The organism is Roseobacter sp. S87, assembly GCF_055693285.1.
Genome location: NZ_JBVFTR010000004.1, coordinates 2,067,565 through 2,091,231 on the forward strand (window position 1 = coordinate 2,067,565; position 23,667 = coordinate 2,091,231).

The window sequence follows — 23,667 nt, forward strand, 5'->3', positions numbered from 1 at the left end:
GTCCTTGTACCGGGTAATCGAATGTCTGACGCATGAACACGACCACTGGCTGGTGGTCGCAGCAGCCTTAGTCTGTGTTATTGGCTCGTGCCTGTCCGTTCTGATTTCGCGGCGGATACTGGGATCAACCGGTCGCCGTAAACAGGTGCAGCTTGCGCTTGGCAGCCTGATTGCCGGTGCAACCATCTGGTCCACCCACTTTATTGCCATGCTCGCTTACGAGCCCGGATTTGAACACGGGTATGAACCCTTTCTGACCGCACTGTCGCTGGCGGTGGCTGTTGCCGGCATGATGATTTCAAACATCCCGCTTGCATATATGGCAGGTCCATTCAGATGGCTGCTGTCAGGCTGCCTTTTTGGCCTTACCGTTTCCACAATGCACTACATCGGCATGTCAGCCTACCTCTTACCGGGTGAACTGGTCTGGAACAGCAATACCGTTCTGGTCTCGGTCCTGCTTGGAACGGTACTGGGTGCTGCGGCCTATCACCGGATGGTATTCCCAGTGACCCGGTTCTGCTGGATTGGCGGGTCTGTGCTAATGGTTCTGTCGATCTGCTCGATGCATTTCACTGGCATGAGTGCTTTTTCGCTGGAACTCAGCCCGCTGATTATGGTGCCTGAACAGGTTCTGCCCGACGGCGTACTGGCCCTGCTGATTTCCGCGGTGACCGCGATTATTCTGGTTGTCGGTTTTGCGGCCATCAGTATCGAGGTCAACCTTGAGCGCGAGTCACTGGAGCAAATGGAGCATACCGCCCATCACGATCACCTTACCGGGCTGCCCAACAGGCTGAATCTGAACCGAACATCTGAAAAAATTGAGCGCTCACTCGAGAAGAACCCTGACCTGAATGCGGTGGTAATGACCATTGATCTTGATCTGTTCAAAGAGATCAACGATCTGCACGGCCACTCAACCGGCGACAAGGTCCTGCGCGAAGTCGCGTTGCGCCTGCAGGCAGCATGTGGGGAGAACGAGTTCGTTGCCCGCACTGGTGGGGATGAGTTCGTTGCACTTAAATCCGGCATAGATTCGACAGACGATGTAGAAGCCTTCGCCGAACGTCTGAACAGTCAGATCATCAAACCGGTGGAACTCGATACGTTATCGGCCGTGGTCAGGGCATCCTTTGGCGCAGCAACAACGCTGGAGGACGGTCGTGATTTTGGTGAACTGAAGCAGAAGTCAGACCTCGCCATGTACAGAGCAAAAGTGGAGGCAGACAGACTGCTGTGCTTTTACAACCCTGACATGGACGAACAGAGCCGCGACCGCCTTCAGATGATCAGCGATCTCCGGCAGGCCGCCTCCCGTGGTCAGTTCGAGCTTGTTTACCAGCTGCAGAACGACCTCTCCTCACTGGCTCCGATTGGCTTCGAGGTGCTGATCAGGTGGAACCATCCGGAAAAAGGGCGTATTTCTCCTGTAGAGTTCATTCCACTTGCCGAAGAGACCGGCCTGATCCGGGACATTGGTCTCTGGGTGCTGCGAACGGCCTGCCACGAAGCTGCTGGCTGGGCAAAACCTTTCAGTGTCGCAGTCAACGTGGCACCTCAGCAACTTGTGCAACCCACTTTTCTGGAACATCTCTCCGACATTCTGATGGAGAGCCGTCTTCCGCCGGAACGGCTTGAACTGGAAGTCACCGAAGCCAGCATCATCGAGGACCAGGAACTGACCATAGATGTGATGCACAAAATCAAGAAGATGGGTGTCCGCATCGCTATGGACGATTTTGGGACGGGATACTCTTCCCTGGCGACACTGCAGGCATTTCCGTTCGACAAAATCAAAATCGACCGGAGTTTCGTGCAGGATGTTCACACGGATCACCAGCGCGCCGCAATCGTCCGGTCCACCCTGCTGCTGGGCGATGCCCTGAAAATTCCGGTTCTTGCGGAAGGTGTTGAGCAGGCCAACGAACTCAGCTTTCTGAGGTCGGAAAACTGCACTTTTGTTCAGGGTTATTATTTTGGCAAGCCATTGAGCCTGGATGACATTCAGAAAATCGTCAGGCCAGACGACCTCGACGCGGCTTCCTGACCTATGCGCCCTTTTGTGCCAACACATCATTCAATGACGATATGACACGCAGGGGGCTGGTGGTTCCCGCAATCGCAATTCTGGTCACAAGACGGCCCTTTGGCTTGCAATGCCCACATTTCCCTCAGCGCTTCACTCGTGTTCGTCAAACGCGGTTCCGCGCCACTCCGAGACAGGAGGCCAGATAAAACGCCATCACTGCCAGCGCGGCCAGCAGCAAAAACGACATCCGAAGTCCGGTCAGTTCGGCGACGAAGCCGATAAGCGGCGGTCCGAGCAGCATGCCTCCGTAGCCAAGTGTTGCCACGGAAGCGATAGCCGGGCCCGATGGCATCTCGGCGTCCCGTGCGGCCCTGGAAAATACCAGGGGCATAACGACGGCATATCCAGCCCCGATCAGCCCATACCCCACCAGAACGATCTCCAAAGAGCCTCCGAAGACAGACAAAAGCAATCCGGTCAGCGCGGAAACAGCACTGGCCCGTGTCGTAAGAACCGGGCCAAAACGTTCGGTCAGGTACCCGCCTGAAAGCCGCACAAGCACCATCGTCACACTGAAAACAGCATATCCCAGCGCTGCCTGCGCTTCTGTCGCCTGAACAGCGATCCTCAGAAACACCGCTCCCCAGTCGGCGATCGCGCCCTCGCCCATGGATGCCGACAAGGCAATCAGGCCAACCAGCAAAAGTGGCCCCCGCGGCAACGCGAGCAACGGAGCCGATGACGCGTCAGAGGCAACGGCCGTTTCCTGATCAGCGGCAGGTACCATAAAGCACAGCGCCAGGATACCGAATGGCATTACGATTGCAGCAAAGTGAGGCAAAACACCAAAACCGGCACTGACTGCTGCATAACCGCTTGCAGCCCCCAAGCCTGCGCCGAGGCTGAATGCCGCATGGAATACGGACATCGTACTGCGTTGCAGGCGGTCCTCAACCCGTGCGCCCCAACCATTCATCGCCACGTCCATCGAGCCGTGGCTTGCACCGAACAGAAACAGCAGCAACGCCAGAGCGACGGGACCCGGCGCGAGGCCCAGCGCAATCAGCGCCGGCCCGTAAACCACCGCACAGCGTATTGTGAGCCGGTCGGCGCCCCACTTTTCGGATAGTGCGCCCGCCAGCGGAAAGGAAACAATCGCGCCGCCGGCAAGCGCCAGCAGCAGCAGCCCGAGCGTACCCGGCTCAAGGTCAAATCCTTCCTTGAAAGCAGGCACCCGCGATGCCCAGACCCCGAACAACAACCCGTTGAAGGTGAATGCCGCGACAACCGCCCGCCACATTCCGTCCCGCCAGAGCGGAACCCGGTCCCGCCGATCCACAGACACTGTCTCAGTCATGAGAATTCCACCCTTTGGTGCCGGCACAGGAAACCCGCACACCTCTGAAGTCGCATCTGATCGAATACATCGCCGTACCATGCCTTTTCGGAGTTTTCCCCACGCATGTTTTCAAACCGCAGCGGGGACTTTGCATGGCCGCAAAATGACGGCATGCTACGCGGCAATGCAAGACAAAGGAATACAATGAAAGCCGATACCGTGATCAAAAATGGCCGGATCGTTACCCCGACCGGTGTCATCGGGGGGGATCTGGCCATCCGGGATGGCAAAATTGTTTCCGTCGGACCGGAAGTGACCGGGGCTGACACTGTCATCGACGCGACGGATCATCTGGTGTTGCCGGGCGGCGTTGACCCTCACGCGCACATCGAACAGATGTCCGGCATGGGGCAATGGAATGCCGACACGTTCGAATCGGCAACCCGTTCGGCGGCGATGGGCGGCACGACCAGCGTCATTTCCTTCGCAGCCCAGGGCAGCGGGCAGAGCATCCGCGAGACTTTAGCCGACTATGCCGCGCGAGCCCGGCGGGGTGCGATGATCGATCATGCGTTTCACATAACGGTCACTGACCCGGACGTGCCCGAGTTCGAAAATGACATCAGGCAGGCAGTGTCAGAAGGTCACCGGTCTCTCAAGGTTTTCACCACCTACAATATCCAGCTTGATGACGCGGCCCTGCTCCGGGTGTTCCGGCTGGCCCGGGATGCCGGCGCAGTGGTTTGCGTTCACGCTGAAAACGACGCCATCATATCGGATGCCCGCGAACGGCTGATAGCAGCGGGTCAGACGACACCCATGGATCACGCCAGGTCGCGCCCGCGGATTGCTGAGATCGAAGCGATCGAACGTATCTGCCGTTTCGCAGAATACCTGAACCAGTCGGTTATGATTTTTCACGTATCGACGGCTGAAGGCGCAGCCGCAATCCGGGCCGCGCAAAAACGCGGCGCGCCCGTCAGGGCCGAAACCTGTCCGCACTACCTGTTCATGACCTCTGATGTGCTAGACAAGCCGGGCATTGAAGGCGCAAAATGGATGTGCTCGCCACCTCAGCGGACAAAGGCAGATCAGACCGCCCTGTGGCAGGCGCTGCATGACGGCACTCTGTCGCTCATCTCGTCCGACCACGCGCCATACCGATTTGATGCGACAGGAAAACTGTCGGCCGGAACAGGCTGTGGATTTCATCAGATTGCCAACGGCCTGCCAGGGCTGGAAACCCGCTTGCCTCTGATTTTTGATGCCATGGTGTCCCATGGCTCTGAGGGCGCTGTTGCTTTCGCGGAACTGACGGCAACGGCCCCTGCCCGGCTTTACGGCCTGAAAGGCAAAGGAGAGATCAGCACAGGCATGGATGCAGATATCGCGATATGGGATCCGGCGCACAAAACCACATGGGGACCAGATGATCTGCATGATAACGTCGGCTACAACCCCTGGGACGGATACAGCGTTACGGGCTGGCCGGTCAAAGTACTGTTGCGCGGCGACCTGCTGGTAGACGGGGGCACCTTTCTCGGCACGCCCGGCAGCGGCCGGTGGATTGCACGGCCTCAGGCTGCTTCCTTTGATGAGGCACAGACTGGATGAACATGAAAACACTTGTCGTGATCAACCCGAATTCTTCGGAAACGGTAACCCAGGGAATCGAGCAGGCGCTGCAACCGTTGCAAGGGGTCGGTGTCCCGATACGCTGCCTGACGCTTGCAGAAGGGCCACCCGGGATCGAAAACCAGCGGCAGGCGGACCTGACCGTTGCGCCCATGCTGGCCCTCGCGGACCGGCAAACAGACGCGGCTGGTTTTGTGATTGCCTGTTTTGGTGACCCGGGCCTGCATGCATTGCGCGTTCAGACCGCGCTGCCGGTTACCGGCATTCAGGAGGCTTCCGTCATGACCGCACTGACACTGGGTCACCGTTTCGGGGTCATCGCGATACTGCCTCAGTCCATTCCCCGTCACCTGCGCGCCTTTGGCGCCATGGGCGTTTCCGGCAGGCTGGCGGGCGACCGGGCTTTGGGCCTTGGGGTAGCAGACCTTGCAGATCCGGACAGATGTCTTGCGGCCATGATCCGCACCGGGAAACAGCTGCGCGACGTGGATGGTGCAGAAGTTCTGATCATGGGCTGTGCCGGAATGGCGCAATATCGCAGCGTTCTGCAGGATGAAACCGGACTGCCTGTCGTCGAACCGACACAGGCAGCGGTCAGTATGGCACTGGGGCAGATTGCCCTTGGCCTGACACACAGACCGGAAGGGGCAATGAATGATTGACGAAACCACAAGGGGCGTTTTCACCATAGCGGCGACCCCTTTTCTGCCGGATGGTCAGCTTGATTTCGACAGTCTCGACCGTCTGGTCGATGCCTATATCGCACGCGGTGCCAGCGGTCTGACAATCCTTGGCATGATGGGCGAGGCAGGAAAACTGTCGGCCGCAGAATCCGAACAGGTGGTGCGGCGCGTGCTCGCGCGGTCACCGGTCCCCGTTATCGTCGGGGTCTCTGCACCCGGCCTCGCGACCATGTCTGCGCTTTCCGGAGCTTCGATGGATGCAGGTGCCGCAGGCGTCATGGTTGCGCCACCCTCCAGCCTTCGCACGGATGCGCAGATCCTTGGCTATTATCAGGAAACAGCTCACGCACTGGGCGACACACCTTTTGTGCTGCAGGATTTTCCTCTGGCCACGGGGGTTCAGATTTCGACGTCCGTTATTCTGCAGATCGTGGAAACCTGTCCGACCTGCGTGATGCTCAAACACGAAGACTGGCCTGGGCTCGAAAAAATTTCTGCGCTGCGGGCAGCCTCTGACGCTGGTGCGCGGCGTATTTCGATCCTGTGTGGGAACGGCGGGATGTATCTGCTCGAAGAGATGCTGCGCGGGGCAGATGGTGCGATGACCGGCTTCGGCTATCCCGAAATGATGGCTCAGGTCATTGCGGCGCTCGAAACCGGCGACACCGAGCGGGCCCGCGACATTTTTGACGCTTACATGCCAATGATCCGCTACGAGGCACAGCCTGGCATGGGGCTGGCTGTTCGCAAATATTCACTTTGGCGTCAGGGAGTTATCGCACATCCAGCCCTGCGCAGACCCGGTGCCGCCCTGCCCGAAGCGGCTGCGGCCGAAACAGATGCGCTCGCCCGGCGCCAGGAGATCAAACTGCGTGAACTGGGTATTGAGCCGCCGGTCTGACGCACAGACCATCAGCGGCGGCGATCATTGCCAGTCGGCCCCACTGGCCCGCCCACTTCCTGCATTCTGTCAGTTCAGCGCCTTGCGCAGGTGGTTTGTGAGTGCGCGGATGCGGGCGGTCAGGTGTCGCCCCGGCGGATGCTCTGCAAAAAGTCCGATCGGATCAGTTTCAAGCTCTTCAAACAGAACGGTGAGCGCGCCAGCTTCCACGAATGGTTTGGCCGCGTAAAACGGAATGCGCCCGATCCCAAGGCCGCCTGCAGCCATACGCGCAACAGCAAAGGGCGAACTGGTGCAAAAATTACCGGTGACCTGCACCGTTTCAGTTTTCCCGTTCCGGTGAAATGCCCAGTGGTCACCGCCAGCACCCGTCGGCTGAAGCAGACAGTTGTGTGTCGCGAGCGCGGCCGGTTCGCACGGCCGTCCCTGCTCATTCAGGTATCCCGGTGCTGCGACGCAAACAATGCGTATATCCATTAATTTGCGCGCAACCAGGTTTGAATCCTGTTGCTCACCAAGCCGGATCGCGATGTCAAAGCCCTGTTCAACGACGGATACATGGTAGTCCGACAGGCTCAGTTCGATCCGGACACGTGGGTGCGCAATCTGAAAGGAATGCAGGGCTCCGGCCAGACAGGTGCTGCCGAATTCTGTTGGGGCCGCCAACCGGATTGTGCCAGAAAGTTCGGACTGTTTGCCCCGCACAAGCCCTTCAAGTTCGTCAAACTGATCCAGCAGCGGCTAGCATCGGGTAAAATACGCCTGCCCTGTGTCTGTCAGCGTGACACTGCGCGTTGTTCTGTGAAGCAATTCGCCCCCAGCCGGTCTTCAAGCTGGCGCACATATTTGCTCGCAAGCTTGGTGCTGATCCCAAGCCGCCGCGCACCTTCTGTAAATGACCCCTCAGCCGCTACCGCCGCAAAGGTGCGCATACAATCTATCGTGTCCATACCGGGCCCTCTGCACCTACAAAACTGGCAAATTGTCATAAGGATGAGTGAATACTCACATCCCGAAGCCCTAGGCGATACGGAAGAGAAACGGCACCGGTAAAACGAGCGGAAAATGTCCGGCACCTGGCAACAGACCGCCTGTGTGGTCATCACAGGGCGGCGGCGCCTTCTGCACGCCGGTCTGCATGGCAGGAAAAACGAAAATTTTCGGAAAATACGCTTGCTGTCAGGGGCCGGTTTTTACAGCCGCTTAACGGCACTTCGGTAGCCTGTCTGTTCTGCTGGACAACCGGAAAGACAGCCTGATGACACGACTTTATGCATGCCCGGGGTCGGGCAATTGTTTCAAACCCTGGCTTGCGCTCAATCAGTTGGGTAAACCCTTTGAAATGGCAATGGTCGATGTACTGGCCGGCGAGCAGAAGTCCCAATGGTTCATGGAAATCAACCCGGATTGCGTTGTTCCCTACCTGGTCACAGGCTCCGGTGAGGGTCTCGGCGAAAGCAATGCGATGCTGTGGCATATTGCCGAAGACAGTTTTCTGATGCCCCAGAACAGTTACGGGCGCGCTCGGGCATTACAGTGGATGTTTTTTGAACAGTCAAAACTCGAACCTTTTATTTCGCCAGCGAGGTTTTTTACGACCATCCTGCCGGCAGAAAAAGAAAAACGCCGCAAGAATATCGAAGGCTGGCAGACCGCAGCCAGGCCAGGACTGGACCGGCTGGAAACACATTTTGCCGCCCATCAGTTTATGCTGGGCGAGGCCTATTCTGTCGCTGACATTGCCCTCTTTGGATATGTGCATGTGACTGAGGAAGCAGGAATTTCCCTTGACGACTACCCTTCGGTCCAACGCTGGATCGGGGACGTCAGCAACACACCCGGCTTCCGTCCATTGTCGGAACTCGGTCTCTCTGCAGACCGGGCCGCCTGATCCGGCACTTCGCCCGGGAGCCATTGTATGTCCGCGCATAAAAAGCGAAGACAGAACAACCAGCTGAACACGCAGCAGACTGATACTGCGCGGGACCTCTTTGCTGTGGTACGGCAGCTTGCAAGCCCAGTCTGGGTTTTTGACATAGACAACAGCAGGGTCGTATTGGCCAATGATGCTGCCTGCACCATGTGGCAGGCCGCAAGCGAAGCTGAGTTATGCGCGCGGGACATGTCCCTTGGCATGTCGACCACGGTCGCCCGACGGCTGCGCCAGTATCAGGACGACTTCATCACGCAACCGGAAACCACCTTCCGGGAAATGTGGACACTTTATCCAAACGGCCAGCCTGTCAGTTCCAGTGTTGCTTTTTGTGGCTATCGTTTGCCGGATGGACGCATGGCCATGCTGTGCGAGGTGCTGTCGGGCACAGGAGATGCGCCCGACAACCTCCGAAGTGCAGAAGCACTGCTGCACACGGATGTGATGATCGCACTTTTCAACCCTGACGGCGCCGCTCTTTACATGAACCCGGCGGCTCGGAATGTGATCGGAGGCACCGCAGGGAACCTTGCCTCGCTCTTTGCCGACCGGACCGATTATCACGCAATGATGTTCGACCTCGACGGCCGGGGAGAGCACAGAATGGTCGCAAAGGTGGCCGTTTCAACTGATGCCACATGGTTTGACCTGTCGGCAAAACTGTGCAGCGACGCTGTAACGGGAAAGCCTGCTGTACTGGTGACGGCCATCGATGTCAGTGAACTGAAAACGGCACGGGATACCGCGAGGTACCTTGCGGACAGGGATCAGCTGACCGGATGCTACAACCGTTTTTTCCTGCAAAGGCATTTTGACGCGCTGCCGGAAGACAGCGGTCTGGATCATGCCATGCTCTATTTCGACGTCGACCGTTTCAAACATGTGAATGACACGTTCGGGCACGAAGCCGGTGACACCGTGCTCCGTAACCTCGCTGAGCGGGCGCAGAATGCGGTACGCGAAGGCGACATCGTTGTCCGCCTCGGAGGTGACGAGTTTGTCATCCTGCTGCAATGTCCGCTGCACAACGACATGGCGCAGGAGCGGGCAAATCAGGTGTTTGAGGTGCTTTCTGGTCCGGTGGTGCAGGGGGCCGCAAGCATACCGGTGAACGTCAGCATGGGGTGCGCGCGTTTTGCGCCGGGCGAAGACGACTTCGAGGCAGTTCTGCGACAGGCGGATATAGCGCTTTACCATTCCAAAAGAGAGGGACGAAACAGGCTTACTTTCTTTGACCGCGATATGGGGCGGGCTGCTCTGGCCAAAATTCGTCTGGAGACAGAGATAGAAAAGGCGTTGCAGAACAAAGAGTTCGTGCTGCACTACCAGCCACGCATCGATCTGAAATCCGGAGATGTCGTTTCCGTTGAAGGTCTGGTGCGCTGGAACCATCCGACACGTGGGCTCATCCCGCCAAACGATTTCATATCTGTCTGCGAAGAAACCGGGCTTATCGAAACGCTGGGCCAGCATGTGCTGGAAATCGGTTTCCAACAGGCACATGACTGGCATCTCGACGGGCGCAGCATAGACATGTCCCTCAACATTTCGCCGCGCCAGTTTTCTGACAAAAACCTCATGAAAACGCTGTCGCGCTTTGCGGCAATCGCTGATTTTCCGACACACCGGATCGAGCTTGAGATCACGGAGAACATTCTGATCGGGGATGTCGGGGCGATTGCATCCAAACTCCGTGCAATTTCCGGCATGGGGTACCGGATTGCCATTGATGACTTTGGCACAGGGTATTCAAATCTTGCTTATATCTCTCAGTTCCCTCTGGGTTGTCTGAAAATCGATCAGTCCTTCATCCGTCAGCTCCCGGAGACCGGACCGATTGTCAGTCTGATCCTTGCTCTGGGACGGCAGATCGACGCGACTGTGGTCGCCGAAGGCGTTGAGACACGCGCGCAGTATGACTGGCTTGCTCATCATGACTGCGATCAGATTCAGGGGTTCTATTTCAGCCGTCCGGTTCCGCTTGAAAACCTGGATGACCACTGGCTGGACGACAGCGGCGGGCCGGATCAACCAGAATAGGAATTGTTTGCTGAAAGCCAGCCAGGGACCGCAGGCTGTCAGTCAGTTGTCCTTTTCGCCCCAGAGATAATCGTCGCCCGGCAAAAACCGATCTGCACCGGCAGAGGACCAGTCCAGAGGCAGGATTTCGCGAACACAACGGGTATCCGGTGGCATCGAGGGCGCATCAAGGAACGCTGCATAAATCAGAAGTGCACAATCCTGCCCTGTGGCCATCGGCGTGCCGCCGGTCACGCCATGCGCGCCTTCCGGAAAAAGGACAAAGTGGACGGGCCTCGTGTTCAGCCGGGCGGCAGTCGCCCGCGCCACATCAGATGGCGCGGCGATGTCCAGCCCGCCCTGCAGAACAAGGACGGGAACGTTCAGCGAGACCTCACGCCGGATGACAGGGTCCGGCTTCGGGTATCGAGGCCAGGTCGGGAAAAGTGCGGCGTAGCCGGCTTCTGCACCCGTGGACAGCACCGCCGCGTCATACTGTTTCATCAGTTCCGGGGCAGATACGCCAGGGCGGTACATCTCGGACAGGACGATGTGATTGTGAAGAACCGCTGAGTAATTCTGACTGCCGGATGCTGTTGCCAGTTGCCGGAACAGGCGCGCCACAAACCGGACGTCAGACCAGGTACACCGACGGATCCTGTGCACCAATAGCGGCACAAACACACGGGTTTCCGCATAGAGCGCCATTACCGCAAGAACGCTGCGTGCCGTCGTGGGATTGAGGTTGAGAGAGCGGCAGTGACCTGTTTCAAGCTCCGCGTACATCTGCCTGATTTCAGTTTCCAGCGGCGCATCAAAGTGACCGTTGCAGGCAGGCGCGGCATCACACGTGGCAAGAAAATCGCGCGCAACGGCGCCCATCCGGGCATCATAGCCGCGCATGCCACCATCAGCGGCCACGAGGCCTTCAAGGATCACCCCTGCGGGCGGCTCATCGGTAAGATCAAGGTACCGTTGCACAAGAAATGTGCCGTAAGAGCCCCCATAGACGTAAACCGGAGTGTCATTTTTCCGGAACTGATGGATCAGCAGATCAAGATCCCGCGCCGCCTCCACTGTCGAAAAGTGTCTGAGGCGGTCACCTGTTCCCGTCGTCACTTCCGCAAGGCACGCTTCCCATTCACCGGGCAGAATTGCAGCACCTCCGGGGCACTGGAGCCGCCTCACCTGTGGCGCATCCGAGTCGTTCCGAGCCTCCCGTGCCACGATGATCGACAGCATAGAATGCAATGTCCGGTCGCGCTTCTTCCAGTCCCGCTGTAAGCGTGGCCATATCCGCTGTGGACGACGCACCGGGGCCGCCATGCACAAGCCAGACCTGACGCGAGACCGGCCCCGTCGGGACAATCCGTTTTACGAGCAGGGAGATCTGATCCGGACGCGCCCCCCGTGATCCAGCGGAACAAGAAAACGGGCACACTGCGCGCGGCTGTCCGCTGCGACCGGATCCCACGAGCAGGTCCGCCATTGTGCGGGACTGCCGATGGGCATCTCAGGCAGATCTGCCGGATAGTACTGCGGCACGGGCCCCGGACGCAGGGAAAATCCCAAAACAGCCAGACCTGCAACGAGACCCAGTCCATGGAGAATACGTTTGAAAAAAGAACGGGAACGCTGGGTCATGCCGGTCGAAATTTACCACGCGGATCGGGAAGCTTAGACAAAAGCAAATCTCAGTAAGTGGATATTTCAAGGGCCGGCTTTGCAGCCCCACCCGAACGCATCGCGTGGCAAAGGTCACGGATCAGACGGCCGGCAATACCTTCGTGCACGGGGGTCAGGGTCATCTGCAGCCCAACCGGATCCGCAATCCGGCTGGTGTACCATCCCAGGGCGCCAAGCCGGTCTTCGCGGATGCAGGCGTCGCCATCGGTCATGGCAAAGGAAAGAACACCAAGGTGCTGCGGACCCAGCAGGGCTGTGCCACCCATCCGCCGCAGACCAGTTTCGATTTCTGCCCGCGTTCGCATGATTACCGCAGCCCGCCTGCTGTATCCTTCGGCACCGAGATAGCGCATCACCGCCCAGGCCGCCGCGAGCGTTCCACCCGACCGGGTACCCGTCAGCGTTGCGGTTCCGTATCCGCCCTTGGGCCATGCCCCGAAATAAAACCGGTTGCGGGCCAGATCATTTCCGTCCCGGTATGCAAGCAGCGAATTTCCTTTTGGCGCATATCCGTATTTGTGCAGATCCGCAGACAGGGACCGTACGCCGGGAACGGAAAAATCGTATTCCGGTACAGGCAGACCCAGATCGCGGACGAAGGGCGCAAGATATCCACCAAGACAGGCATCCACGTGCAGCCAGAGATCATGGCGCAGGGCCAGCTGCCCGATCTCGCGCACAGGGTCTGTTGTGCCGAAGGGCAGACTGGGCGCGGACGCAACGAGCCCGACAACATCGCTGGTTATTGCGTCGGCCATCGCGCCCGGATCGGCACGCCAGGTCGCGTCGAGCGCCACCCGTATGACCCGCATGCCCAGCAGTCCGGCGGCCTTTTCCCAGGCCGGGTGAGCGCTGCGGGCTGCCAGTACCACGGGATGGCGCAGTCCCGGCCGCATTTCGGCCGCCAGGTGGCGCATCGCCTGCATCGCGAGAATGATGCTTTCCGTTCCGCCTGTCGTGATAACTCCGGACGCACCTGGCGGCGCACGCCAGAGCGGCAGGGACATGTTCAGTATGTCCTCTTTCATGCGCGCAAGGCTCGGGAACGCGCGTGGCGCGAGCGCATTGGTTTGCTGAAACATTGCAAAAGCGCGTGCTGAAACGTCCTGAACATCCTCTCCTGCCCAATAGACATGCAATGCGGACCGTCCATTGCGCCAGTCAGCATCTGCGGCGCGCAGGTCCTCCATTTCCCGAAACAACTCATCCTGCGGCACGCCGGCACCGCTGAGAGCTGCACGGGTCATGCCGTACCCTGCCCTGCCAGAGGCCCGGTGCACAGGCGCACCTGCGGCACCGACGCATTCTCGGTCGTAGCAAGAGCGCCCACTGCACCGCCGGGCAATGTCAGGTCATACAGGAAAAAATGCTGACCGGAGAGAGACGTGCGCGCGCCGAACTCCGTTGGGCGCCCAACCACGCTGAAGCTTTCCAGAGCGCGCAAAAGCCCGGTGCCTGTCGCCTTGAGAACCGCTTCCTTGCGCGTCCAGATCCGGTAGAACCAATGCAACCGTTCAGCCGGTTTCATACCATTCAGAAAAGCGCGCTCCCGGGGATGAAACATGTCGGTGATGCCATTCTGCTCATCAACAGGTTTGCAAAACTCAACATCCACACCTATCGCAGCAGCGTCACTGATGCCGATCAGCGTTACTCCGTTGCTGCGGGACAGGCTGAACGCAGTGCCCGCTCCCGCGAGGGCTGGCTTTCCGTGGGCGCCTTTTGCGAAAACCAGGTCCGCTGGTGTGCAGCCATTGCGGCGGGCCAGGAGTTGTCTCAGCAATTGGTGTGAAATGGCGCGGTCCCGCATCGGGTCCCGGCGGCCAATGCTGCCACTGAGGTTCCTTTCCGGGGTATGCGCGGACAGATCATCAAGCTGTACAAACCAAAGCTCAACCGATTGTTCAGCACATGCTTCGTCTGACCGCTTTGCGAGGATTGCATCATCCATGAGGCACCGTGCCAGAAGGTGCCGTCGCAGCATAAGCCCCGGGCAGCATTATGGACGCAATCCGGCGCGTCAGTACCTCTTCCTGATCCTCCAGGAAAAAATGCCCACCCGGCAATTGTTCCCAAGTGCCACCAACAAGTGTGAGCTGCAGCCACGCCGCAAGATCTGCCGCCGTGACCTTTTCGTCGGATTTGCCCCCAAAGGCGTAGAGCGGAACAGGCAACTGGCGCATCTGACCAAAACGGTAAGTCTCGCACAGTTCGAAGTCAGCCCGCAGACGCGGCAGGACAAGATCCATCAGCTCTGCATCATCAAGCAGTTCCTGCGCCGTTCCCTGAAACCGCGCCAGTTCTTCCAGCAGGTCCGTATCATCCATCAGATGCAGCGGCGCTTCTCGGGGCGGCACATGCGGGGCACGTGTAGCCGCCACGAAGAGAACGGCCGGCAGCCCTGCCCCCAGACGGGCCAGTTCGCATATCAGCTCGAATGCAACAAGCGCACCCATGCTGTAGCCAAAGAGTGCATAGCTGCGGTCAGGTCGTGTCAGCAGACCCGGCAAGAGGCTGGCAACGGCCGTTTCCATGCGCAACAACGGCTTCTGATCATAGGTTGCGCCTCTGCCAGGCAGTTCCGGTGTCACAACATTCGCAAGGCCCTTCAGGCGGTCAGCGATCCCGGCGAACATGGCACCGGTTGCGCCCGCCGCGTGCAGACAGACGAGGTCAGGCGGTGCAGATGAAACCGAATAGCCAGTCATGGCCCCTCACCCGTCTGCGACGCACGTACCCCTGCGCCAGTGCGACCGCGATCCAGCTTTTTTATTTCTGTTCGCGCACCATCTTTTGCCGCGGCTTCGGCACTGCGCGCGAGGCCGACGGCGGAAGGGTCGATAAAGAAATCCCGGATGCCTAGGTCCAGCGAAAGCCTGTCATTGAGGCGCGACAGAGCCCGTGCCGCGAGCAGCGAATGCCCCCCGCAGCAAAGAAGTTCTCGTGTGTTCCCACGTCGCGGCCCAGCACTTCGGAAAAAACGCCTGCTATCAGAACTGCCGTTTCGCTGGCGTCGTCATGCCGGTGCTCTTCGGCTGATGCGGGATCAGCATGGCTGGCGGATGACGCAACCAGTGCGGAGCGGTCAATTTTGCCGGATGGTGTCTGCGGCATCTCATCAACAAAGAAAATGCGCTCGGGGATCATATGCGCCGGCAGCAGGCCCCCCAGACCAGCGCGCAGCTTTTCGGGGGCGCGTGCAACAGCGGTTTCCCCGGCAACCCAGGCGAACAGCCGCACCGTGCCGCTCTCATCCAGCACACCCGCCACCGCGGCGGCCGATACGCCATCAAGTCCTGACAGAGCGGCTTCGATTTCGGCCGGGTGCACGCGCATACCGCTGATTTTCAGCTCATCGTCCACCCGCCCGAGTATGTCGATGCGCCCGTCCCGGCGTCTGCGCGCCTTGTCGCCGGTGCGCAGCATCCTCAGGGTCCCGGAGCCGGTTTCAACGTCCAGAAAACGGTCGGTATCCCGGCTGGTGTTGCTTGCAAAGCCCAGACAGGGCGCAACACCACCGGCGCAGAGCTCACCCGGCACCCCGTCCGGCACGGGCCGGCCAGAAGTGTCCACAACAGCGACCGGCACATTGTCCAGCGGTCCACCCACCGGCAACGGGTCACTCATATCGCCCGGATCCGGCGCAGTGTCACAGCACATGTCCCAGGCTTCTGACGTGCCATAAATATTGTAGAGGCGGGCATCCGGGAACGCGTCACGGAACCGCCGGGCCAGTTCCGCGGGCAGTTTCTCGCCCGTGATATACCACGAGGTCAGCTGAGGCATGATCTGCCCGGCATCCGGCACACTTTCGAGCAGAAGGCGCAGATAGGATGGCGTGACCCACATCCTGGTGACGCCATCGCGCGCCAGCTGGTCACACAGCTCAGACGGCTCCAGCAGTGTGTCGGCGTCAATGATCAGCGAGGGCCGGCCCGCGATCAGGGGCCCGGTCAGTTCCCAAAGAGAATCTATGAAGCTTGTGGCCGTCTTCATCGCTTCCACTTCGTGCGCGGCATGAGGGAAATGATGCCACATCCAGTGCAGCCGGTTGAGGACCTGCCGGTGCGGGGAAATCGCACCACGGGGTCTGCCGGTGGAACCTGACGTATAAATGATGTGACTTGGATCTTCGGGTGAAAGGACGGCGTCGGAAAAGGGTTCTGTCGGTTGGGACAGATCACCGATCGCCGCATTCACATTCACCCGCATCAGATCGTCGGGCAATCCGGCTCCGGTATCATGCCGGATCAAAAGCACCTTTGCACCGCTGTCCCCGGCCATAAAAGCGAGGCGCGCCGCAGGGTAGGCAGGATCCAGCGGCAGATAGACAGCACCCAGACGCCAGACAGCCAGAAGCGAGGCAGAGAGTTCAACAGAGCGCGGCAGACACACGCCGACCACGTCCCCTTTCCCGACACCGGCATCGGCGAGGGATGCGGCGATGCGGTGGCTGCAATCCGCGACCTGACCAATCGTTGCACAGGCCTCTCCCGCAAAGAATGCAGGCGCATCCGGCATCGCTTCTGCCGTCGCATCGAAAAGCTCTGTTACGCTGCCATCGGGCCATGCAACCGGAGTACCGTTCCCGCGTTTCTCCAACCGCTCGTCCGGCAACAGGATGTCAAAATCACCCAGATGCCTGTCGGGCGAGCCGAGCGCGTCCCGCAACAGGATTTCCAGGCGCTGGCTGAAACGGTCGATGGTTTCATGCTCAAAAAGATCCGTGGCATATTCATAGGTAAAATGCAGTTCGCCCTTCTGCACATAGGCAGTGACGGTCAGATCGAACGCCGCAGCAGAGCGTTGGTAGTCGATCATCGCGGCACCGTCACCGGATTTGTCTTCCGTGGCGTTCTGCAGCTGAAACACAATCTGCACCAGCGGATTGCGGCTGAGATCGCGCGCGGGTTTCAGTTCTTCGACCAGTTTCTCAAAAGGAACGGACTGGTTGGCATAAGCGCCGAGTGCCGTTTCCCGCACGCGTTCGAGCGCCGCAGCGAAGGACAGATCGCCGCTCAGCTCTGTGCGCAGCACCAGGGTGTTCAGGAAAAACCCGATTAGGCTTTCAATCTCGGTGCGTTCACGGTTTGCAATATAAGTCCCTACCGGGATATCACCGGCATCTGACAAACGCATCAGAAGCGTTTTGAACCCCGTCAGCAATGTCATGAACAACGTAACGCCGCGATCGCGGGAAAATGCCTCCAGGTCCCGGGTCAGACTGGCCGAAAAGCTGCAGTTGTGAAACGCACCGGAAAAACTCTGCGCTGCGGGGCGGGGGAAATCTGTGGGCAGGTCCAGCGTGGCCATGCCATCAAGCCGGTCCGTCCACCAGTCCAGCTCGCCCGAGAACCCACCTCCGTCCCCTTCCCTGCGCTGCCAGGCTGAAAAATCCCCATACTGCAACGGCAACGGCTCAAGCGGCGAGGGTTCGCCGCGCGAAAACGCATCGTAAAGCGCGGTGAGTTCCCGGCTGAAAATACCCATAGACCATCCATCCGCCAGGATATGATGCAGGTTGAGCAAAAGCAGGTGTCTGCCCATCGGCAACCGAACAAGTCTGGTACGCACCAGTGGGCCGCGTGCCAGATCGAAGGCTTCGGTCGCGCAATGTTTGCGGATTTCGGCCAGCCGCGCGTCGCGCAGAGCCGCCGGCAGCGCTGTCAGATCAATCTGTTCCAGCGGCACATGCAGTTCAGGCGCCACTTTCTGTACCGGTTCACCGTCGATCTCCGCAAAGGTGGTGCGCAAAGCGCCGTGGCGGGCAACAACCTCGTTAATCGCCTGTTCCAGAACACCGGTATCAACTGCACCAAGCGGCAGCGCTGCCTCGACATTGTAGGCCGGGCTGTCAGGCGCCATCCGGTGCATGAACCATAGCCGCCTCTGCGAGTAAGATGCCGGATAGGTGCGGGGCAGTCGCCGGCCGCCTGCCAGGCGTTTGCGCAAAAGCTCTCTTTTCTGCTCCTTTGACAGACCTGTGGCGCTGTCACTCATCGTGGCCATCCGTTTCGGGATCGTCCAGCAGGGCCAGCGCCCTTTCCAGCTCCTCCTCGTCCATCAGATCGATATCCTGTTCCGTATCCGACGCCGTGATCTCTGAAGGCTGCTCTTGCAGACGCGCCCTTTCCACCTCGGAACACATGCCTTCCACCGTGCCGTTCTCGAAAATGGCCCGCAAAGGCACCGTCACGCCAAGCTCTGTCGCGATGCGCGAAATCACCTGCGTGGCTTTGAGCGAATGCCCTCCCAACCGGAAGAAATCATCTTCCAGACCGACCTTCGGCACCTGCAACACGGCACAGAAAATTGCCGCAAGGTGTTTCTCTGTCTCGGTACGTGGGGGACGCGCTGGACCGCTGGCAACTGTTACGAGGCTTGCGGCCAGCGCTTTCCGGTCAACCTTTCCGTTTGCATTCAGTGGTATTGCCTCAAGCCGCACATAGCTCTGAGGCAGCATGTAGTCAGGCAACAGCTTTTCCAGATAGGCGCCCAGTTCCGTTTCCAGCCTGCGCAGATCGCGGCCCTTCGCGGGAGAACTCGCAAGTGGTGCATCCGGACTGTCAGGTGCGGGCATCATCGCGCCGAAACCGGCGGCGACAGGTTCCGCGCTGATCAGGATGTCAAAACAGGCGGGATCGCTGTTCCACGTGGCTTCCGCGTAAAAACCCTCTGCCTCGCACCCACGCAGTACCTCTTCGGGTGAAAGTGCGGCGTCGCTGACGGCCGGGATCGTCAAAGCACCAAGCGTCTGCCCTTCGCCAGCCTCGCTGATGGTCCGCAGCTGCTGACACGCCTGCGCTGTACGTGCATTGGGCAACCCGCGCACCACCAGCGGTTTATGATCCTCCTGCCCCGCTTCGGCGAGCAGTTGCTGCATCGAACGGATATCCTGGCCCCACATCAACTCGCGGAGACCCGGTGCTTTTCGCGGCGTTCCGGGGCGCAGCACGACATCATATCTGAAACGCGCGAGCTCGTTTCGGCCGTATCCCCGCTTCAGGCGAACCGAAATGTCGCCGAGCCCGGACAGCCGTTTGCGCAGGTCCTTAAACCAATGGGGATCGAGCAGCAGTTCCTGCTCTTCGCTCACCCGGCGTGACACCGCCCCCATCAGTGCCCGCGCCGTCGTACTCTGGTCCGCACGGCTGAACTCGATCTCCGTCTGAAAAGCGGGCAGCAGTCCCAGGTGACGGATATCGCCAAGGAAAATGGACCCGTCGGGGCGGGTGATGCGCAACAGCTCGCTGATGAGCGTTTCGAGATAATCCGCCGATGGGAAATACTGCACCGTCGAATTCAGTACGACAGTATCGAAACTGTTGTCCTCAAGGTCCGCCAGAATCTCTGTACTCCCCTGTTTCACAGAGATGTTCCCGATGCCGGCCTCATCCGCCGTCCGTCGCACGTGATCCAGAGCCCGTTCCGAGAGATCCACGCCCAGAACGGATCTCACGTGTTCCGCCAACGGGAACATGATCAGCCCGGTGCCACAGCCGAACTCAAGAATGTCCTGGCCGCCCAGTGCCAGGATCCGCTCACAGGTCTGGCGCACCTGCTCGGCCATGTCGTCTTGGGACAGAAGGTCACCGGTGGCAGTATCCGTCCAGCCGGTAATATCAAACTGCGCGTCCGCATCCGCCGCAGCGCCGACATCCTGGTACACCACATCGTCATAAATGCGCTGCCAGTAGGCGACGGCCTCATCTTCGGTTTCCCGGCTGACCCGCTCTGCGCCCGCGGGATCACCCGGCACGTAGAAGGCCAGAATACGGTTCTCGGCGCTACCATCGGCACTTTCAGCAGAGGATATCAGCGCCTGCGCTTCTCCGACCCGCGGATGAGACTGCAGCGCAGCAGCAATTTCATCCGGTTCGACCCGGAAGCCTCGGATTTTCTTCTGATCGTCAAAGCGCCCCAGAAAATCGAGTGTGCCGTCATGGCGCATGCGCACTCTGTCGCCGGTAGCATACAGCCTTTCATCTTCGCGAAACGGGCTCGGGCCAAACCGGCGCGCGGTCTGACCGGGATCGCCCAGATAACCAAGCGCTACACCCGGTCCGCCAAGATAGAGCTCCCCCGGCACCCCACGGGGGACTAATGCGCCCTGTGGGTCCAGCACATAGGCAGTACTGTTCATGATGGGAGACCCGATGGGGACACTGGCCAGCGGTTTGTCAAACGCATCAATACGCCAGGCCGTGCCGAGGGTCGTTGCCTCGGTCGGGCCATACCCGTTCACGAAGGCATCCGGCGCACCTGCGGCAATAACACGCCGCACGCATTCCGGTTCGAGGCGCGAACCGCCCGTGACCACGGACGACAGAGAGGAAAACATGCCCGGCGCCTCATCCACCAGACGGTGGAACAGGGCCGTCGTGATAAAGATATGGTCAAAGTCGCCCGCTTCTATGCGCGCACCCAGCCGTTCCGGCGAGAGCATCTCATCGCGCTCAACACCAACAAGGCAGCAGCCGCCCAGCAATGCGGTCCAGACTTCCAGCGTCGCGGCATCAAAGGCACAGTTGGACCCCTGCGCAATGCCATCGCCTGCACATGGCGACCAGAACTCCTGGCACGTCGCGAGCCGGATGATACCGCAGTGCGGGACGAGCACAGCCTTTGGTTTGCCGGTGGACCCTGATGTGAACATGATATTCGCCACATCATGCGGCTCACGCGTCACCGGCATACCGGGCGCGGCACTGCACCAGACGTCTGTCTGCGCCATGATAACAGGGCACTCTGTCACCGGCAGAAGCCCCGCACTGGCGTCATCGCTGATCACCGCCGCCGCATCTATGGTTTCCAGCAGCCCCTGCACGCGCGCGGTGGGTGTGTCAGTATCAAGCGGAACATAGGCGGCCCCTGCCTTGAGTATACCAAGCCATGAAATGATCATTTCGGACGAACGCGGCAGGAAAACGGCCACATGATCGCCAGGCTCCACCCCGTGGCCCACCAGGGCTTCGGCCGCACCATCGGAGGCCCGGTCCAGTTCGGCATAGGTCAGCATCTGCTCCCCCCACCGTATGGCCGGATCATCCGCAAAGGATGGCAGTATTTCGTGGAAGCACTGCACAAGATCCATATCGCCGGGCCAGGGACGGTCAGTCTGATTGGTGTGCGCCGTCAGCCAGTCGAACTCACGCTGTGACATCAGGCCTGCGTCCGCAACCGGCGCTTCAGGCGCAGCAAGAAGTCCGAACAGCAGGATCTGAAACTGTTCTGCCATCAGCTCGGCAGTGCCATGTTCAAAGAGGTCCGTCGAATACTCGAGTTCGCCCGAATAGCCCGCGTCCGTGTCCCAGAGATCAAGCCGCAGGTCGAACTTTGACGTCCCGCGCTGGCGTTCTTCGGGCGTTGCCTGACCCACTGTCCTGTCGGGCGCTGAGAACAGCTGGAACACCACCTGCGCCAGCGGATTTCTGTCGCCCCGGCGCTGAGGTGCCAGCTCTTCGATCAGGCGGTCAAACGGGAACTCATCGTGTGAAAAGGCCTCAAGGCAGGTGTTCTTCATACGGGTGACAAATTCGCGGAATGTCGGCGCGCCTGACAGATCCCCCCGCAACACAAGCGTGTTCACGAAGAAACCGATCATGCCTTCCAGCTCGCGGCGTTCCCGCCCGGCAGAGGGTGCGGCTACGAGGATGTCGTCCATATCCGCATACCGCCCCAGAAGAACCATCCAGGCCGACATCAGGACCATGAAAGGTGTGAACCCTTCCTCTGCACAAAGATCTCTGATCGCGGCGGCACAGTCCTGGTCGAGAGTAAATGGCACGAACGCACCGCCATAGGTCGGAATTGCAGGACGCTGGAAGTCCGCCGGCAGGGCCAGCTCGGGTGCGCCGGCCAGTTGCGTGCGCCAGTAGTCGAGATGGCCTGCCATACGCGACCCTTCAAAGAGGCCATGCTGCCAGACCGCAAAATCACGGTACTGCACATCCGGGTCCGGAAGATCGTGCGGCTGACCCGCCACCCGCGCCCGGTAGATCGCGGTCAGTTCACGCCCGAGCACCTTGAGCGACCAGCCGTCACAGACAATATGGTGCAGCGTGAGCAGCAAAAGATGCCGTGACGCTGACACCCGGATCAGCCGCGCCACCGCAAGTGGCCCTTCGGTCAGATCAAAACTGCGGTTCTTTTCCTCTTCGTTCAGTGCCCGGAGCCGTTCGGTAACAGCATGTGAGGACAGGCCTGAAAGGTCGATGCGTTCCAGCGGGAAACGTGGCGCTTCATGCAGTATCTGCACAGGCTGCCCGTCCTCTTCAGCAAAGGTTGTGCGCAGTGCTTCATGGCGGGTGGCGATTTCCAGCAAAGACTGTTCCAGATGATCCGGCCAGACGACGCCATCAAGCGGCAGTTCAAGACTGACTGTGTAGAAGGGATTGCCCGGTGCGAGGCGGTCCAGAAACCAAAGACGCCGCTGCGCGAAGGATGCCGGGACCGGATCGTCATGCTGCAGACGCGGAATGCCTGCGTCAACAGGAACCGATGCCGTGCTCTCACCCCGCTGACGCCTCAGCAGTGCAAGCCGTTTCTGCTCTTTTGTCATGGGAGACTGCAGGTTCTTATTCATCTTTCGGACCCTCCGGTTGTGCCAGAAGGGCATCCAGCGCCGCTTCATCCAGGTCTTTGGTTGCCTGGTAGGCTTCGGCAATATCCCGTGCACCAGGCATCTGTGCATCGATCCGGCTGGCCAGATCAGCAGGCTTTGGGAACTCAAAAAGCAGTCGCAGGGGCAGATCGTCGCCGAGGATCTCCCGCAGACGCGCGACAGCCTGCGTTGCGAGCAGCGAATGCCCCCCCAGGGCCGCGAAAAAGTCATCCGAAGCACCGACCTGCGTCAGACCAAGTACCGATGCGAACACATCCGCAATCACCTGTTCCAGCGCGTCTCCAGGCGCTTCAAAACGTGTTTCGCGCACCGGTTCATGCGGCACGTTCCGTGTCAGCGAGACATAGTCTGTTTTGCCGCTGGACAGCGTCGGCATTCTGTCGAGCACAGTAATATGCGCGGGGCACATCACGGCAGGCAGGCTTTCACTGAGCCATTCACGCAGAACAGGCGAGAGCCGTGCAGTCAGGGCCCGCAGGGTCGGTTCGGATGACAACACGGGGTGTCCTGCGCGGTTTCCCGGTTGCGCGGCGTCCAGGCTGTAGCCGTTGGTCTCGCCCCTGTGCAGTACGACGTCAAAATGATCCGGGGACTCACGATTGGGCAATAGGTCGGCCTGCAACCCATACCCCCTTGCCATCTCCGCGATTTGCCCCGGATCCATGGCACCATCAGCGGCTTGATCTGCTGCCTGTATCATGTCCTGCAGGGGTGTTTCGTCCGCCGCTTCACGCAGGATATGGGACAGCGCCACGTCGCGGGCGACCCTGGCATTCGGGATGCCGCAGACAGCCACCGGGCCCTGGTATGCGGCG

Annotated in this window: 16 protein-coding genes; 6 read left to right on the top strand and 10 right to left on the bottom strand. The window is 59.8% G+C overall.

Annotation, left to right across the window (positions count from 1 at the left end; translation table 11 throughout):
* The first annotated feature begins 4 nt into the window (after nt 1–4).
* On the top strand, nt 5–2,050 hold the full coding sequence (locus ACZ1HA_RS11145; RefSeq protein WP_472713914.1) for a putative bifunctional diguanylate cyclase/phosphodiesterase: 2,046 nt from the start codon (nt 5–7) through the stop codon (nt 2,048–2,050).
* 145 nt (nt 2,051–2,195) lie between these two features.
* Here the strand turns inward: ACZ1HA_RS11145 and ACZ1HA_RS11150 are convergent, their stop codons facing one another.
* A complete protein-coding gene (locus tag ACZ1HA_RS11150) occupies nt 2,196–3,389 on the bottom strand; it encodes an MFS transporter (protein WP_472713915.1) in 1,194 nt (397 codons plus the stop codon).
* A 186-nt stretch (nt 3,390–3,575) separates the two neighbouring features.
* Between ACZ1HA_RS11150 and hydA the strand changes: the two genes are divergently transcribed.
* Genes hydA through ACZ1HA_RS11165 form a run of 3 tightly spaced genes read left to right on the top strand, consistent with a single transcriptional unit; the run spans nt 3,576 to nt 6,590 of the window.
* Nucleotides 3,576–4,985, top strand: a complete 1,410-nt coding sequence (hydA, locus tag ACZ1HA_RS11155) for a dihydropyrimidinase (protein WP_472713916.1) — start codon at nt 3,576–3,578, stop codon at nt 4,983–4,985.
* Nucleotides 4,982–5,668, top strand: a complete 687-nt coding sequence (locus ACZ1HA_RS11160; RefSeq protein ID WP_472713917.1) for an aspartate/glutamate racemase family protein — start codon at nt 4,982–4,984, stop codon at nt 5,666–5,668. Before hydA ends, ACZ1HA_RS11160 begins: the two co-directional genes overlap by 4 nt.
* Nucleotides 5,661–6,590 carry a dihydrodipicolinate synthase family protein gene (locus ACZ1HA_RS11165; protein ID WP_472713918.1) on the top strand — a complete coding sequence of 310 codons (930 nt, stop codon included), beginning with the start codon at nt 5,661–5,663 and terminating at the stop codon, nt 6,588–6,590. Before ACZ1HA_RS11160 ends, ACZ1HA_RS11165 begins: the two co-directional genes overlap by 8 nt.
* Before the next feature lie 69 nt (nt 6,591–6,659).
* Here ACZ1HA_RS11165 and ACZ1HA_RS11170 read toward each other — a convergent pair whose 3' ends face one another.
* Nucleotides 6,660–7,256: a substrate binding domain-containing protein gene (locus ACZ1HA_RS11170; protein WP_472713919.1), complete on the bottom strand. Its 597-nt coding sequence runs from the start codon at nt 7,254–7,256 to the stop codon at nt 6,660–6,662.
* Between the two features lie 110 nt (nt 7,257–7,366).
* Nucleotides 7,367–7,693 (bottom strand): helix-turn-helix domain-containing protein, encoded by a 327-nt coding sequence (locus ACZ1HA_RS11175; RefSeq protein ID WP_472713920.1) that lies wholly within the window; start codon nt 7,691–7,693, stop codon nt 7,367–7,369.
* A 155-nt stretch (nt 7,694–7,848) separates the two neighbouring features.
* On the opposite strand from ACZ1HA_RS11175, the gene ACZ1HA_RS11180 reads away from it, so the two are divergent.
* Together ACZ1HA_RS11180 and ACZ1HA_RS11185 are read left to right on the top strand one after the other, a co-directional pair.
* Nucleotides 7,849–8,481 carry a glutathione S-transferase family protein gene (locus ACZ1HA_RS11180; RefSeq protein ID WP_472713921.1) on the top strand — a complete coding sequence of 211 codons (633 nt, stop codon included), beginning with the start codon at nt 7,849–7,851 and terminating at the stop codon, nt 8,479–8,481.
* A gap of 27 nt (nt 8,482–8,508) precedes the next feature.
* Entirely contained in the window at nt 8,509–10,563 is a 2,055-nt protein-coding gene (locus ACZ1HA_RS11185; protein WP_472713922.1) for a putative bifunctional diguanylate cyclase/phosphodiesterase, read from the top strand.
* A gap of 42 nt (nt 10,564–10,605) precedes the next feature.
* Here the strand turns inward: ACZ1HA_RS11185 and ACZ1HA_RS11190 are convergent, their stop codons facing one another.
* The 7 genes from ACZ1HA_RS11190 to ACZ1HA_RS11220 all read right to left on the bottom strand — a co-directional run bounded on the left by ACZ1HA_RS11190 (nt 10,606) and on the right by ACZ1HA_RS11220 (nt 23,552).
* On the bottom strand, nt 10,606–11,784 hold the full coding sequence (locus tag ACZ1HA_RS11190) for an alpha/beta fold hydrolase (protein WP_472713923.1): 1,179 nt from the start codon (nt 11,782–11,784) through the stop codon (nt 10,606–10,608).
* 452 nt (nt 11,785–12,236) lie between these two features.
* Entirely contained in the window at nt 12,237–13,475 is a 1,239-nt protein-coding gene (locus ACZ1HA_RS11195) for a pyridoxal phosphate-dependent decarboxylase family protein (RefSeq protein ID WP_472713924.1), read from the bottom strand.
* Complete coding sequence (locus ACZ1HA_RS11200; protein ID WP_472713925.1) at nt 13,472–14,179, bottom strand: 4'-phosphopantetheinyl transferase family protein; 708 nt, start codon at nt 14,177–14,179, stop codon at nt 13,472–13,474. The genes ACZ1HA_RS11195 and ACZ1HA_RS11200 overlap by 4 nt, the downstream gene beginning before the upstream one ends.
* Nucleotides 14,172–14,936: a thioesterase II family protein gene (locus ACZ1HA_RS11205; protein WP_472713926.1), complete on the bottom strand. Its 765-nt coding sequence runs from the start codon at nt 14,934–14,936 to the stop codon at nt 14,172–14,174. Before ACZ1HA_RS11205 ends, ACZ1HA_RS11200 begins: the two co-directional genes overlap by 8 nt.
* A 151-nt stretch (nt 14,937–15,087) precedes the next feature.
* The gene (locus ACZ1HA_RS11210; protein WP_472713927.1) at nt 15,088–18,228 is read right to left on the bottom strand and encodes a non-ribosomal peptide synthetase; all 3,141 of its coding nucleotides are present in this window, start codon (nt 18,226–18,228) and stop codon (nt 15,088–15,090) included.
* Nucleotides 18,221–22,813, bottom strand: coding sequence for a non-ribosomal peptide synthetase (locus ACZ1HA_RS11215; protein ID WP_472713928.1), 4,593 nt, complete (start codon nt 22,811–22,813; stop codon nt 18,221–18,223). The genes ACZ1HA_RS11210 and ACZ1HA_RS11215 overlap by 8 nt, the downstream gene beginning before the upstream one ends.
* A complete protein-coding gene (locus ACZ1HA_RS11220; RefSeq protein WP_472715324.1) occupies nt 22,806–23,552 on the bottom strand; it encodes a phosphopantetheine-binding protein in 747 nt (248 codons plus the stop codon). Before ACZ1HA_RS11220 ends, ACZ1HA_RS11215 begins: the two co-directional genes overlap by 8 nt.
* Nucleotides 23,553–23,667: the final 115 nt, after the last annotated feature.

What these genes read in the sequence shown, in the direction of transcription:
- ACZ1HA_RS11205 (WP_472713926.1), bottom strand. Translation starts at nt 14,936, where the DNA reads ATGACTGGCTATTCGGTTTCATCTGCACCGCCTGACCTCGTCTGTCTG.
- ACZ1HA_RS11185 (WP_472713922.1), top strand. Translation starts at nt 8,509, where the DNA reads ATGTCCGCGCATAAAAAGCGAAGACAGAACAACCAGCTGAACACGCAG.
- ACZ1HA_RS11195 (WP_472713924.1), bottom strand. Translation starts at nt 13,475, where the DNA reads ATGACCCGTGCAGCTCTCAGCGGTGCCGGCGTGCCGCAGGATGAGTTG.
- hydA (WP_472713916.1), top strand. Translation starts at nt 3,576, where the DNA reads ATGAAAGCCGATACCGTGATCAAAAATGGCCGGATCGTTACCCCGACC.
- ACZ1HA_RS11190 (WP_472713923.1), bottom strand. Translation starts at nt 11,784, where the DNA reads ATGCTGTCGATCATCGTGGCACGGGAGGCTCGGAACGACTCGGATGCG.
- ACZ1HA_RS11160 (WP_472713917.1), top strand. Translation starts at nt 4,982, where the DNA reads ATGAACATGAAAACACTTGTCGTGATCAACCCGAATTCTTCGGAAACG.
- ACZ1HA_RS11150 (WP_472713915.1), bottom strand. Translation starts at nt 3,389, where the DNA reads ATGACTGAGACAGTGTCTGTGGATCGGCGGGACCGGGTTCCGCTCTGG.
- ACZ1HA_RS11180 (WP_472713921.1), top strand. Translation starts at nt 7,849, where the DNA reads ATGACACGACTTTATGCATGCCCGGGGTCGGGCAATTGTTTCAAACCC.
- ACZ1HA_RS11210 (WP_472713927.1), bottom strand. Translation starts at nt 18,228, where the DNA reads ATGAGTGACAGCGCCACAGGTCTGTCAAAGGAGCAGAAAAGAGAGCTT.
- ACZ1HA_RS11220 (WP_472715324.1), bottom strand. Translation starts at nt 23,552, where the DNA reads ATGATACAGGCAGCAGATCAAGCCGCTGATGGTGCCATGGATCCGGGG.
- ACZ1HA_RS11215 (WP_472713928.1), bottom strand. Translation starts at nt 22,813, where the DNA reads ATGAATAAGAACCTGCAGTCTCCCATGACAAAAGAGCAGAAACGGCTT.
- ACZ1HA_RS11175 (WP_472713920.1), bottom strand. Translation starts at nt 7,693, where the DNA reads ATGACCACACAGGCGGTCTGTTGCCAGGTGCCGGACATTTTCCGCTCG.
- ACZ1HA_RS11165 (WP_472713918.1), top strand. Translation starts at nt 5,661, where the DNA reads ATGATTGACGAAACCACAAGGGGCGTTTTCACCATAGCGGCGACCCCT.
- ACZ1HA_RS11200 (WP_472713925.1), bottom strand. Translation starts at nt 14,179, where the DNA reads ATGGATGATGCAATCCTCGCAAAGCGGTCAGACGAAGCATGTGCTGAA.